The sequence below is a fragment of the Cellvibrio sp. 25HG11W-0 genome, from assembly GCF_057815475.1.
In genome coordinates, this window is sequence record NZ_CM174230.1 from 2,606,624 (window position 1) to 2,619,383 (window position 12,760).

A 12,760-nucleotide genomic window follows, 5' to 3' on the forward strand; every position below is an offset into this window, starting at 1 on the left:
CTATGAAAACTATTTATTTGCTGAGCGGTGTAATGCTAGCCAGCACTTTACTGAGCGCCTGTGGCGGCAGTGATTCAAAGCCTAAAACCATGTCATCAAGTTCAGCCATGATGAGCAGTATGGCAAGCTCTATGCCTAGCTCCATAGCTGCATCGAGCCTTATGCCAGCATCCAGTGTTGGTTCAAGTATGGCAGCCATGATGGATGTTAAATACTCTATCACCCTAACTAATCTCACCGCCGGTCAACCGCTTTCACCGCTGGCATTGACGCTGCATAAACCTGAGTTCTCAGCATTTCACGTGGGCATGCCTGCCAGCATAGGGTTAGAAAAAATTGCTGAATCTGGCGATGTCTCTGAGTACTTAGCGGCTGCGGCGGCAGATGCGATGGTGTTGAGCAGTGTGAAAGCCGAAGGCATCACCATGCCTGGTGCTACTAGCACTCTGATGTTAAGTGCCGCTGTAGCACCCGATATGATGAATCACCTAAGTCTTAGCTTGCTGTCCATGTTGGTCAATACCAATGATGCGTTTACTGGCATCAATGCGATCAACCTCGGCAAACTTATGGAGGGCGAAAGCATGACCTTGGATACGCTTAGCTATGACGCGGGTACTGAGTTGAATAGCGAAACTATGGCGACTATCCCCGGCCCCGCCGCAAACGGCGAAGGCTTTAATGTCGCCCGCAATGATGTTGCCAATCAAGTGACCATGCATACAGGCATAGTCACTCAGGATGACGGAAAATCTGATTCTGCATTAACGAATATGCATAAGTGGGATAACCCTGTAACACGCGTAACTATTACCCGTATGGCGCCTTAATAGCTCGACCCGTTCACGCGCGACGACATAATTTGCCGTCGCGCGTTTTAATTTGAAACAAATGCCTGTGTTGTGCATCTAGTTGGCTTATGTTCTGAGTTGATAAAAAAAATGATGTTCAGATCCATCTGACGCATTGACATACATTTGGGGTTTAGCATGACGGGCACACCAATCGATATTCGCACCAACACACGCCAACCTACTCTCGCGCCTACCAAACCTCGGCGCTTTTTAGTGGTTGAAGACGAAGTAGATTTAGCGAATTTAATTAAATTGCACCTGCAAGATTTTCACGCACATATTGTGCATATAGATCGCGGCGACGTTGCTCTACAACGCGCTTTAAATGAACATTGGGACCTCATGATTTTAGATTTACGCTTGCCAGGTATGGATGGCTTAGACATTTGCCGCGCGATGCGCAGCAAGGGTGTGGAATTCCCGGTGATGATGCTCACTGCACGCTCAACAGAATTAGACCGTGTATTGGGTTTAGAATTAGGTGCCGATGATTACCTCACCAAACCTTTTAGCTCCCTCGAATTAGCGGCACGCGTACGCGCACTCCTACGTCGCAGTGAGCGCCACAATCAAATAACAACAACACCTGAAGCCACTCACATTCAAGTTCAATCACTCAATATTAATAAACTACAACGCAGTGTCATTCGCGCCGAAATTGCGCTTGAGCTTACTGCGCGCGAATTTGATTTACTGTGGTTTTTCGCCTCAAACCCTGGGCGGGTATTTAATCGCAGTGAATTACTTGATAAGGTTTGGGGCTATGGCCACGAAGGCTATGAACACACTGTTAATAGCCACATCAATCGCCTGCGTGCAAAAATTGAGCGCGACCCCGCTAACCCAGACTTACTCTTGACGGTGTGGGGCGTAGGCTATAAATTCTGCGAGATATCTCATTAATGCCAAGACTCATCAGCAGCCTATGCACTCGTTTAGCCTTAGCGTTTGTCGTATTATTTTTAATGCTAGGCGTCGCTTTTTTGTCGCTCACAAACTGGAGTAATAATCGCTACTACCAAGAGGTGACGCAAAACCTCAATCAAAGCCTGGCTATGTATATAGCCCAGCGTGCGCCGCTTATTCAGGCGGGGCAAGTGAATGAAGTGGCCATGACCGAATTGGCAAACTTGGTAATGACAGTAAACCCTATTGTTGAAGTTTATTTACTCGATGCTCACGGAAAAATTCTCAGTCATACCTTGCCGAAAGAAACCATTGTTCGTCAAAATATTTCAATTGCACCGATTGAAACTTGGCTTGGCGCAAATCAGCCCTACCCCATTAGCGGCGATGACCCGCGCTCAGAACATAGCGAGCGTGTTTTTTCTGTGTCTCCTGTAATGGATGGAGAGCAATTGGCTGGGTATCTTTATGTTATTCTCGGAGGCCAAAACTATCAAAGTTTAAGTGAGTCCCTCCGTGGCAGTTATATTCTTAAACAAAGTCTCGCGGGCCTTGCTGCAATAATGCTGTTTGGAATTTTTACCGCAACTTTAATTTTTGTCGTGCTCACCAAACCCCTGCGACGTTTAGCGCAGGAGATGAATGAGTTTCAACAACAAGAATTCAAGTCTGCCGTATTGATAAATCGCGGGGATGAAATTGCCTATTTAAGCGCTACGTTTAAGGCTATGCGCCAGCGCATTCATGAGCAGCTTGAGAAACTGCAGGAAACAGACCGTTTGAGGCGTGAATTAATTTCCAATGTATCTCACGATTTACGCACGCCATTGTCCTCCATGCAGGGCTATTTAGAAATGCTGATGCGCCCCCAGCTGACTACCGAAGAGCGCCAAGGGTTTATTGATATTGCCTTCAAGCACTGCCGTCGCCTCACCCAGCTGGTGAAAGAACTCTTTGAATTAAGTAAACTCGATGCAGGGCGAATTAATCCCGAGCTTGAAAATTTTTCTCTCGCAGAGTTATTGCAGGATGTGGTACAAAAATATTCTTTGAACGCTCAGCAAAAAAATATTAGCCTCAGCATGCCAAAAACATCGCAGCTTTTTTTAGTGAATGCTGACATAGCACTCATTGAACGCGTTTTGGAGAATCTTATTGATAATGCCCTACGTTATACTCCCAACGGCGGTAGAATAGATTTAAGCCTAACTGAAAATAATGACAAAGTGGAAATAGGTATCGAAGACAATGGCATAGGTTTAGCTGCAGCCGACCTGCCCCATATATTTGAGCGGTATTATTCTGCACAAAAGCCTACTGAATATCATCAGCAGAGTACCGGCCTTGGGCTTGCTATTGTTAAACGAATTTTAGAATTGCATGGTAGTGCAATACATGTTCAATCACAGCCTGAGCAGGGGACACGTTTTCAATTTCCCTTAGCTTTAGTGCGAACAAGCAAAGCGGCTTAAAAAGTAGAGCTTTGCAAGGGAGTAAGTATTTCAAGAGGGATGAAAAAGAAAAAGAAAAAGAAAAAGAAAAAGAAAATAGATATTTAAAATAACAATAATTCAGGCAACTCACCTTCCAAGCAAGCAATTGTTAGAGGAAAACCCAATGAAAAGTATCAGCAACCGCATTCAGACATTACTCCTACCAACACTTGTCGGAGCATTGATTGTGCTCACAATGAAGAGCTTTGTGCTCATTAATACTCAAAATATGCACAGTATGGCTGAGCCTAGTAATTCCGCCGCATCCAGTTATACACTGCGACAACTTTGGTAAAGCTGTTTCAAGATGGAACCGCAGATATAAAAAAAGCAGAATTGCTTCTGCTTTTTTTATAGGCTACTGCAATACTTACAAGCTTAATTCGCGATTACTGGCCTTTATGAATTCCTTTTTCAGGTCTTCAAAAGTATGTACAGCAGGGAACTGCGGGAATTGCTCGATTACATTTTTCGGTGCATGAAACAAAATACCTTGATCCGCCTCACCGAGCATGGTGGTGTCATTATAAGAATCACCAGCAGCAATAACACGATAGTAAAGTGTTTTAAGTGCTAATACTGATTGACGCTTTGGATCGCGCTGACGGAGGGTGTAACCAGCAACCATACCGCGCTCATCGATATTCAATCTATGGCATAAGAGTGTAGGGAATCCAAGTTGACGCATTAACGGTTGCGAAAACTCATAAAAAGTATCTGACAAAATAATGACTTGGAAGCGTTCGCGCAACCAATCTACAAATTCTATCGCACCCTCAAGTGGTTTAAGCGTGGCGATCACATCTTGAATTTCTTTTAAGCCCAGCTTGTGCTGCTCCAAAATACGCAAGCGCTGCTTCATCAAAACATCGTAATCAGGGATGTCGCGGGTCGTCGCCTTAAGCTCTTCAATGCCCGTCGCCTTGGCGAACTCAATCCAGATCTCCGGGACCAATACACCTTCCAAATCAAGACATGCTAATTCCACAACAACCTCCAATATAAGGATAAAACCGAGCTATGTTGCTCGCAAAATAGTGGCGGCAATCTACCCTTTTTGAGGGGTTAAAGCAAATATCGGGGGTGCATTATGAAGGGATTTGAGCGCGACAACTTGGGGGCAAGGCGAGCCTCTGGTATCCTGCACACACTATTTAGAACAGATACCAGAGAGCCTGCCATGACCGACACCCTTATCAATATTGTTGACTTAGAAGCAAAGTTGCAGCAAGAAAGCCCGCAAAAAATCATCAAGTACGCGCTGGCTCAATTCGACAAAATTGCCATTTCCTTTAGCGGTGCAGAAGATGTGGCGCTCATTGAAATGGCCCACAACTATCGCCCTGATGTACAAGTCTTTTGTTTGGACACGGGCCGCCTGCATCCTGAGACCTATAGATTCATTGAAAAAGTACGTAAACACTACGGCATCAAGATAGATGTCGTATCACCCGATGGAGATGCAGTACGCGCACTTGTCCAAGAAAAAGGCCTGTTTAGTTTTTATGAAGATGATCACAAAGAGTGCTGTGGTATTCGCAAAATCACCCCCTTGCGCAAAAAATTATTAGAAGTTGATGCCTGGATAACGGGGCAACGCAAGGACCAAAGCCCTACTCGCGCTGAAATCCCTGTTATTCAAAATGATGCGCTCTTCGCACGCCCCGGTGAAAAATTAACCAAATTTAATCCCTTGGCAAACTGGAGCTCAAAAGAAGTTTGGGATTATATTCGCATGTGTGAAACTCCCTTCAATGAGTTGCATGAACGCGGCTTTATTTCCATTGGCTGCGAGCCCTGCACCCGCCCTGTCGGCCCTGGGCAGCACGAACGGGAAGGTCGCTGGTGGTGGGAGGAAGCAACTAAAAAAGAATGTGGATTACACGCTGGAAATTCTGAGGCTTAAGCAAAATGCACAATAGAGGCGCGAATGAGCGCCTTTAGTATTTTAGGAGGGAAATACGTCTAATTAATCTTGCAAACAAACACCTGTGCCACCTAGCCCACAATAACCATTGGGGTTTTTGTGCAAATATTGCTGATGGTAAGTCTCGGCATAGTAAAACTCGCCTAAGGGTAAAATCTCTGTTGTGATTTCACCAAAATTCTTTTCCTGTAATGCAGATTGAAAGCTCGCTTTTGACGCCTCTATTACCCTGAGCTGCTCTGGATTTGAATAATAAATCCCTGATCTATATTGAGTGCCTCTATCATTCCCTTGTCTAAATCCCTGTGTTGGATCATGCGCCTCCCAGAATACTTTCAACAATGTTTGCAGTGAAACTTGTGCAGGGTCAAACACAACCAAAACAACTTCATTGTGCGCTGTTAAGCCGCTACAAACTTCTTCATAAGTTGGATTGGGCGTAAAGCCCGCCGCATAACCAACGGCAGTTGTATAAACCCCAGGTAATTGCCAAAACTTACGCTCGGCCCCCCAAAAACAACCTAAGCCAAATACAATTTGATCGTAGCTAGCGGGAAACGGAGGCTTGAGTGGAGCATTTTTTAATGCATGTTGATTTGCCACGTCAAGCGCCTTAACACGCCCAGGTAAACACTCATTGACGCTTGGCATTTGTATTTTGGTGAAGCTGAGCATGAAATTTTCCCTCAAGGTTGATCCTAAATAAGGCTTAATAATACTGTAAAAAATTTAATCAAACTCGTATTATTTTATTGTCGGTGAATTTTACACCTTACTTATTATGTGATTTGCAAAGAGTATCGATCATGTGGCACAACGACCTAACCTACTGAATATAAAAGAGTAATTTTACTTGGCTCGAATTTTGATTAACAGTTAGCAAGTTGCTTCCAAGCACTTACCTAAGGACGCCCCTTACTTTAAGGTTGAGGGCAACCGTTAATTTACAATCAAAAGGAAATCAATATGAAACTCTTAAAAAATATAATGGCAGCAGCTACTTTGATCTGCCTAATTTTCAATCCAGTTAGCGCATTTGCAGGCCAACTTACTCAGCTTGGTTTTATCCTCGATGCTTCCGGCAGTGTGTCAACGACCAATTACAATCTGTTGAGAACCGGCTTGAAAGATGCTATCTCGGCATTAGATACCGACGGTAGTGTTGAAATCACCATTACCTCATACAGCAGCAGCACCATCACCGTTGTAGCGCCAACACTGTTGACTGCAGCAACTTTACCGAGCATTCAAAATGCTATTATGACCCACTCCAAATCAAGCTATACTACTGACACCGCTGGTGCCATACGTTACACCACCAATCTTATGGTTAATTCATCTATATTTGCCAACCCAACTCTTGCTGGTTCGATTATTAACTTAGCCACTGACGGCGCGCCTGACAACCAAGCTCAAGCAGAAGCTGCAGCTATTGCTGCTTACAATGCAGGCATTGATGCACTCTCTATTGAAGCAATTGGTTCTGGTGTTAATAGCGGTACAGCATTGGCAAACATGATGAAAATTGTGTTTCCAAACCCATCTACGTTGCTTCCAATTAACTCAACCAACATTCCCAACCCTATGGGCGGAAGCTGGGTAGTTCCTGTAAGCGACTTCGATGCTTTAGCGCCAATTTTGAAAGCAAAAGTTATTGCTTCTGTTAAGCCACCAGTAACTGTTCCAGATTCAAGCTCTTTAGCTTTGTTGGTAATTGGTTTAATCGGCTTAGGTTTTGCCCGTAGACGTGTATAATCTTTCTGGCTTGTTGAAGAATTCCCGCATCTGCGGGAATTTTTTTAGATAGCAGTAATGTGTATTATTTGACGAGGATTGATGCAGTAAGTGCTTCAATTAACTCTAACCGCCTTACCATCAACAAGAGGGAGCTACAATGCGCAAACACCATATTACAATCGGCGTGTTAACATTAAGTTTAGTGGCGCCAAGTGTTCTGGCTACTTGCAAGATTGCCTCTCGCTCGGACAACCTTGTACTAATGAATTGTGCTGTCAGCACAACGTCGAAAGAGTGGGTAGAAGCCAGCAAACTCGCCTGCGATAAAGATACTACCTGTAATGTGTGGATTTGGGGAGAGGAAGCGCTCTTGCCTACTACTGCACCAAAGACAGATTCAGAAATCCCCAAAAGTCTTACGTCAAAGGCACTTGCCGTGTGGGCGAACGACTCTGCTAGCTTATTAACGCTTAAAGCAAAAAATAAGTAGTAAATTAACTCAGCTTTAAAACCAAAAAAACGGCACTGAATGTGCCGTTTTTGTGCAAACTTATACCATTAAAACCAGCGAGATGTTTGCAAGCGCTCCCACCATGTCATAAGCAAACGATCAACTGCGCCCTGTGCTGCAAAACCTAAACGCTCTTGAATAGACTTCTTATAAGTAAACTCAACCACGAAGACATCTGCCGTTTCAGCTTGTGTAATTAGATACTCGTCGCTGGTTTGAATCTCATCAATTAAGTTTACTGCTTTTGCGCGTCGACCAAACCAAACCTCTCCTGTTGCGACCTGAGCGATGTCTACTTGTGGGCGATGCTCGGAAACAAATTCTTTGAAAAGCACATGCGTATCTTCCAGGTCTTCGACAAACTTCGCACGCCCTTTTTCAGTATTTTCACCGAGCATAGTAACTGTGCGCTTATATTCACCCGCCGTGAACATTTCGTAGTCAATATTGTTCTTTTTTAGCAACTTATGAAAATTGGGTAGCTGCGCTACTACTCCTATAGAGCCTAAAATTGCAAAAGGCGCTGCGACAATTTTATTCGCAACACAGGCCATCATATAACCGCCACTAGCCGCTACTTTATCGACACAGACGGTAAGTGGTATATTTTTTTGCGTGATGCGGGCTAACTGACTAGATGCCAGACCGTAGCTGTGAACCATACCTCCGCCACTTTCAACCTTAACAACAATTTCGTCACTTGATTTGGCAAGGCTGAGTACTGCTGTTATTTCCTCGCGCAAACAGTCGTTTTCAGAGGCTTTTATGTCGCCATAAAAATCTAATACAAATACCCGTTTTTTAGGCGGTGTAGGTTCGCTCTCTTTATTGTCACCCTGTACTTTGGATGCCAGTTTAGCGGCCTTTTTCTTTTCTGCTTTTTCTTGCTTTAAGCGCTTCTTCTCTGCTTTTTCAGCCAATTTAAACTCTTCATCATCCAGCATTGCATCGCGCAATAAATCGCGCACATGCTCAAGCTTTTCATTGAGTTTAGTAACTTCAATCTGCCCTTTTTCTGATTTTTTATTACGCCCGCCCATGGACACAATAAAACCTACTACAACTAAAATGGCTACCACAAAGGTAACAGCCTTTGCCAAAAACAACCCGTAACTTGCTAAAAATTCCAAAAGGAAGACTCCATAACTCGCTAGATTAATTAAAAACTTCTACAGCTTCACGCGCTGCTTCATTCAACGGACGTGCAATTAAACCACTATTGGTCAAGAGTAATTGAAATAGTGCTTTATCTTGCATGGGTAAGTAGGTTGCAGATCCATAGGCGGCATCTATGATCGGAAGCCAGTGAGGGTTGCTATTAAAAAAGCGCCAAAAATCGACACCATAATAGCTTTCATTGATGGCATGCGCAGTACGTGAATCCTTTGTCTCTTGATCGATATCGTAGTAACGACCGCTGATACGCTCCAACCTATACGCAGGCTTTAAGCCAAAACTGGCAAGATAGCCGCGCCATTTAATAATCCGCGCATCTACTTGCCATTGATCACCACGTAAATCGAAATGGGTTTCCTTTCCTTCTTTATCCACGAGGAGTGCATCAAAATGCTGCTTCTCGATGTAATTGAAGCTCACGCTCCCAACCACTTGCTCTTGCAGGACTTGTTTGTAACTGTAGGTATCAAATGCTGTTAGGGCGATAAAGCCCCCCAACACCAGCACACTCAAACCAAAAATGCCGCGTATAAAGCCATTAAACCAGCTGTTTAACCAGAGCATTTTAATGGCTTTATAGGCTAGATATACCGCAATTAGCGCTATAAGCAAACTCAATAGAGTGAAAATCATATTTCCTTCCCAATGTTAAAGTGCCGTCGCTAACTAGGCTTTAGTTTGCATCACCATACGCTTTTGTACAAAGTGATTAATTAATTGTCCCGCTACACTAGCCGCTGACGGAATGTCTGGCAACTGATCATAACGGAACCATTTCGCATCCAGAATTTCCTTGCCGTCAACCTTTATTTCGCCGCTTTCGAAAGTCGCAAAAAAACCAAGCATCAATTGATTAGGGAAAGGCCAGGGCTGACTTTTAAAAAACTCTAAATTAGTAACACGAATTCCCACTTCTTCCATGACTTCGCGATGCACTGTATCCTCAAGTCGTTCGCCCGCTTCGACGAAACCAGCCAAAGTGCTATACACCAAGCGCGAGGATCGCCCATGATGGGCCAGCAACAATTCATCTCCTCGAGTCACCAGCACTATCATGCAAGGAGATATGCGCGGATAAAAGCCCATACCGCAAGGACTACACAATTTTGCACGGTCTATAGGATCTTGAATAGTAGGTTGACCGCAGCGACTGCAATATTGGTGATCGTAAAACCACTGTGCGACCTGCAGTGCACGACCTGCGAGTATAAAAGCATTTTCAGGTACTAAAGAGAGCTGTGAGCGCAGCCCAACCCATTGGAAGTCTCCCACAACGGGGAGATCATTGATGACCAATACCCAGAGTGGAATTCCATCCAAATCACCCAAATAATGTTCCGAGTCTAGGGATAAATCTGCAAACAAGGAGAATTGCTGCTGGGAAAAAAGTTGCATTGCACCTTGAGCGTCCCCCAGAAGTAATTCACACGCCCAATTAACTCGCGCGACAACAAAAAAACGTCGCCCTGAAGAGTGAAGTAATGCAGGAGCAGATATGCTCGCATCAAAATCATTAAAAGCCCACTCACTCATTAAATGCTATAGCCCAAAGCTTGCAAGCTTTCTTCTGCAATTTGCAACACGCTAGTATCTGCTTGCTTATCAAGCTTTAAGCTATCAAGATAATATTCTAGGCTGATCACCGCATCGGCAAAGGTTTCCAGCAAGTGCTGTACAGCAGGATGCTGATCGCCACTGAGCAAATCTTCTTCGACAAAGCGCATAGACGCAGCCAAAACATTTGCAGCGCGAGGTAACCCCAATACAAACATGCCACCGCGAACACTATCGAGCGTTCCAGGAATATTACGAATATGGGCCTTATCATAATTAGATTCAGCAAATGCACTCAGTGCTCGCTTCACCAAAGCTAAACCTGACTCAGCTTCGTCGATAACAATTTTTTCTGCTTCTGCAATTTGATTGTTAGACATAGCCACATCGCGTGCGAGAGCATTGATTTGCGCAACTTTCTCATCGGAAAGATTGGCATTTTTCAAGCCTGCGATAGTGCTCTCGACATAAAGCAAGGTATCCGCCACCACTAATAACTCATCGGCAGAAACAGGCGCTTGACTGGATTGCCATGCGCTAATTTTCTCTATCTCTTGCTTCAAGCTATTGCTGGGTGTAACCAAACCCACTACAGAGAGGATATCCGCTACTTTTTTCAGCGTATCCACCAGCTCTGGCGATTCACTTAACAGCTCTGCCCCACTTTGCGCGGCGCGCTCTAAAATATTTTTGGTGCTGTGAATTTCATCGGTTAACACGGCAACCATTGAGCTGATGGTATTGGCACTTGGGCCGCGTAAAAACTCCATTTCACGCGCAAGCTCTGCCTCAGAATAATTCAATGGTTTGAGGCCGTAAGCTATCAAAATACCGCAGAGCTTTTCATTTGTAGAGTGAGATAGCGCGAGTAAATAAAGCTGCTCCCGTATTAATTGCGGGTTTGGCTCTCGCTCAAAAAGCGCAGCGCCTTCCAGATGAAAGCGTTTTATCTCGCGATCGATTGCGCTCAATAGCATTTTGCGGCTACTGGTCAATTGCAGGCTTTTTTCGCTTAGTAGACCCAAAAGTGCAGCACCTATTGACCACAAATTAGCCAGCTTAGTCCCGGCACTCGCAGACTCTAGGCGCACCAGCGCCCGAGCCATGATCGAAAATGACGCCTTAACTTGCACACCCTTTAGAACATTCAATAAACCCGTTTGGTACATATGACGAAAACGTCGCACCTGTGCAGCTAGTTCATCGTTGACGAGTGTGGAAGGAGCTTGTTTATTAAGAGGTACGGCAGCGTAATTAATGTCCTGCGCTAAAAAATAACTTTCTGGCAATTGACTTACTTTACGCGCGCGACGCAATTCGTTGATATGGGGAATCAAGAGCATAGCCATGCTGCGCGAAGTTTGTGCTACATACTCCAAATAGCGCGGCAAGATAAAAAAGGTGGATGTAAGTAGCTCGAGCTTTGCATCGGTTTTTTGATCATCGCCAAGGGTGATGTCGGTAATGTGGACAGCTAACTCTTCCGCTAGAAGATCTACACCACGCAGTTGAATTAAGCTGAGGATGCCGCGAATTTGTTTAATACCATCGATACAGTTTTGTAGTATCTCGCCATTATTTCGGTCTTGAGAGAATTGCTCTAGGCGAACGGCTGACTGCTCAATAGTCACTATGAGTTCATCATGCACCATTTTGAGCGATGTTAGATTGAGGGTTTCGGGTGTACTCACAAATCACATCCTAGCTTTAATTGAGATTAGAGGCTCGCTGGCTGCAGAACTGTCAGTCTGCCTAAGTCATTGCTTAGCGAGGGGTTTTCTTGACTTTATACTATGTTCGGCACTTTTTCACAGTAAGCAGAAAATATAGCTAATTCAAGCGATGAGAATGGAACGGGAATCTCAGTTGTACATTTTTTGTCAATCGCGCAACCACACACAGTTATCCCCACTTGCTTTAGCAATTGCCGATAGTTTAGCCGCGTGGGATTCTTGCTCTCCCTCGTTTGCCACGATGACTTTGAGCGGCGTGCGGGTGCTGGGCAAGCGACGGATTTCACTCTGATTGGCTCCTCCCTCTGATTTTGATTGATTGCCACCCAGCGATAATGCCGTTTGCCCACCGGTCATAAGCAAGTAGACGTCGGCAAGAATCTCGGCATCTAAGAGCGCGCCGTGCAAGTCCCGCTGGGAGTTATCGACACCGTAACGCTTGCAGAGCGCATCCAAATTGTTCTTTTGGCCTGGGTGCTTACTGCGGGCTAATAATAGGGTATCTATAACACTGCAACGAGTTTTAAGGCTGCCAAACCCAGGGCGCAGCGTGTTGAGCTCATGATCCAAAAAGCCTATGTCGAAGGCTGCGTTATGGATGACAAGCTCAGCATCACCGACAAAGGCCAAAAATTCATCGGCAATACGTGCAAAAACAGGCTTATCTTCCAGCATTGCATTGCTAATACCATGAACGGCAAACGCGCCAGCATCTATCTCGCGCTGCGGCTTAATATATTGGTGATAATGTCGCCCAGTGAGGCGGCGATTGAAAAGTTCAACACAGCCTATTTCGATGATTTTGTGGCCCTGAGCCGGCTCGAGGCCAGTCGTTTCTGTATCCAACACTATTTGACGCATTTATTCGC

General features: G+C 44.8%; 14 protein-coding genes. 7 read left to right on the plus strand and 7 right to left on the minus strand.

The window, feature by feature from the left end:
• The first annotated feature begins 2 nt into the window (after positions 1 to 2).
• From AC0KUT_RS10975 to AC0KUT_RS10990, 4 genes are all read left to right on the plus strand, one after another.
• A complete protein-coding gene (locus AC0KUT_RS10975) occupies positions 3 to 830 on the plus strand; it encodes a spondin domain-containing protein (protein WP_488829928.1) in 828 nt (275 codons plus the stop codon).
• A gap of 159 nt (positions 831 to 989) precedes the next feature.
• On the plus strand, positions 990 to 1,757 hold the full coding sequence (locus AC0KUT_RS10980) for a winged helix-turn-helix domain-containing protein (protein ID WP_488829929.1): 768 nt from the start codon (positions 990 to 992) through the stop codon (positions 1,755 to 1,757).
• Positions 1,757 to 3,232 carry a sensor histidine kinase gene (locus AC0KUT_RS10985; RefSeq protein ID WP_488829930.1) on the plus strand — a complete coding sequence of 492 codons (1,476 nt, stop codon included), beginning with the start codon at positions 1,757 to 1,759 and terminating at the stop codon, positions 3,230 to 3,232. The genes AC0KUT_RS10980 and AC0KUT_RS10985 overlap by 1 nt, the downstream gene beginning before the upstream one ends.
• A gap of 145 nt (positions 3,233 to 3,377) precedes the next feature.
• Positions 3,378 to 3,548 carry a hypothetical protein gene (locus tag AC0KUT_RS10990; RefSeq protein ID WP_488829931.1) on the plus strand — a complete coding sequence of 57 codons (171 nt, stop codon included), beginning with the start codon at positions 3,378 to 3,380 and terminating at the stop codon, positions 3,546 to 3,548.
• Between the two features lie 75 nt (positions 3,549 to 3,623).
• Here AC0KUT_RS10990 and thrH read toward each other — a convergent pair whose 3' ends face one another.
• The gene (gene thrH, locus AC0KUT_RS10995) at positions 3,624 to 4,241 is read right to left on the minus strand and encodes a bifunctional phosphoserine phosphatase/homoserine phosphotransferase ThrH (RefSeq protein ID WP_488829932.1); all 618 of its coding nucleotides are present in this window, start codon (positions 4,239 to 4,241) and stop codon (positions 3,624 to 3,626) included.
• Between the two features lie 192 nt (positions 4,242 to 4,433).
• On the opposite strand from thrH, the gene AC0KUT_RS11000 reads away from it, so the two are divergent.
• On the plus strand, positions 4,434 to 5,159 hold the full coding sequence (locus AC0KUT_RS11000; RefSeq protein WP_488829933.1) for a phosphoadenylyl-sulfate reductase: 726 nt from the start codon (positions 4,434 to 4,436) through the stop codon (positions 5,157 to 5,159).
• Positions 5,160 to 5,222: 63 nt separating this feature from the next.
• Here the strand turns inward: AC0KUT_RS11000 and msrA are convergent, their stop codons facing one another.
• On the minus strand, positions 5,223 to 5,855 hold the full coding sequence (gene msrA / locus AC0KUT_RS11005; protein WP_488829934.1) for a peptide-methionine (S)-S-oxide reductase MsrA: 633 nt from the start codon (positions 5,853 to 5,855) through the stop codon (positions 5,223 to 5,225).
• A gap of 291 nt (positions 5,856 to 6,146) precedes the next feature.
• On the opposite strand from msrA, the gene AC0KUT_RS11010 reads away from it, so the two are divergent.
• Both AC0KUT_RS11010 and AC0KUT_RS11015 read left to right on the plus strand, forming a co-directional pair.
• Positions 6,147 to 6,935 carry a vWA domain-containing protein gene (locus AC0KUT_RS11010; RefSeq protein ID WP_488829935.1) on the plus strand — a complete coding sequence of 263 codons (789 nt, stop codon included), beginning with the start codon at positions 6,147 to 6,149 and terminating at the stop codon, positions 6,933 to 6,935.
• 139 nt (positions 6,936 to 7,074) lie between these two features.
• A complete protein-coding gene (locus tag AC0KUT_RS11015; RefSeq protein WP_488829936.1) occupies positions 7,075 to 7,407 on the plus strand; it encodes a hypothetical protein in 333 nt (110 codons plus the stop codon).
• A gap of 68 nt (positions 7,408 to 7,475) precedes the next feature.
• Here AC0KUT_RS11015 and sohB read toward each other — a convergent pair whose 3' ends face one another.
• From sohB to dnaQ, 5 genes are all read right to left on the minus strand, one after another.
• On the minus strand, positions 7,476 to 8,558 hold the full coding sequence (gene sohB, locus AC0KUT_RS11020) for a protease SohB (RefSeq protein WP_488829937.1): 1,083 nt from the start codon (positions 8,556 to 8,558) through the stop codon (positions 7,476 to 7,478).
• A 25-nt stretch (positions 8,559 to 8,583) separates the two neighbouring features.
• Positions 8,584 to 9,237: a cation/multidrug efflux pump gene (locus AC0KUT_RS11025; RefSeq protein ID WP_488829938.1), complete on the minus strand. Its 654-nt coding sequence runs from the start codon at positions 9,235 to 9,237 to the stop codon at positions 8,584 to 8,586.
• 33 nt (positions 9,238 to 9,270) lie between these two features.
• Positions 9,271 to 10,137: an NAD(+) diphosphatase gene (gene nudC, locus AC0KUT_RS11030; protein WP_488829939.1), complete on the minus strand. Its 867-nt coding sequence runs from the start codon at positions 10,135 to 10,137 to the stop codon at positions 9,271 to 9,273.
• Positions 10,137 to 11,849 carry a FimL-related protein gene (locus AC0KUT_RS11035; protein ID WP_488829940.1) on the minus strand — a complete coding sequence of 571 codons (1,713 nt, stop codon included), beginning with the start codon at positions 11,847 to 11,849 and terminating at the stop codon, positions 10,137 to 10,139. The genes nudC and AC0KUT_RS11035 overlap by 1 nt, the downstream gene beginning before the upstream one ends.
• A 189-nt stretch (positions 11,850 to 12,038) precedes the next feature.
• Complete coding sequence (dnaQ, locus tag AC0KUT_RS11040) at positions 12,039 to 12,752, minus strand: DNA polymerase III subunit epsilon (RefSeq protein ID WP_488829941.1); 714 nt, start codon at positions 12,750 to 12,752, stop codon at positions 12,039 to 12,041.
• Positions 12,753 to 12,760 lie beyond the last annotated feature (8 nt).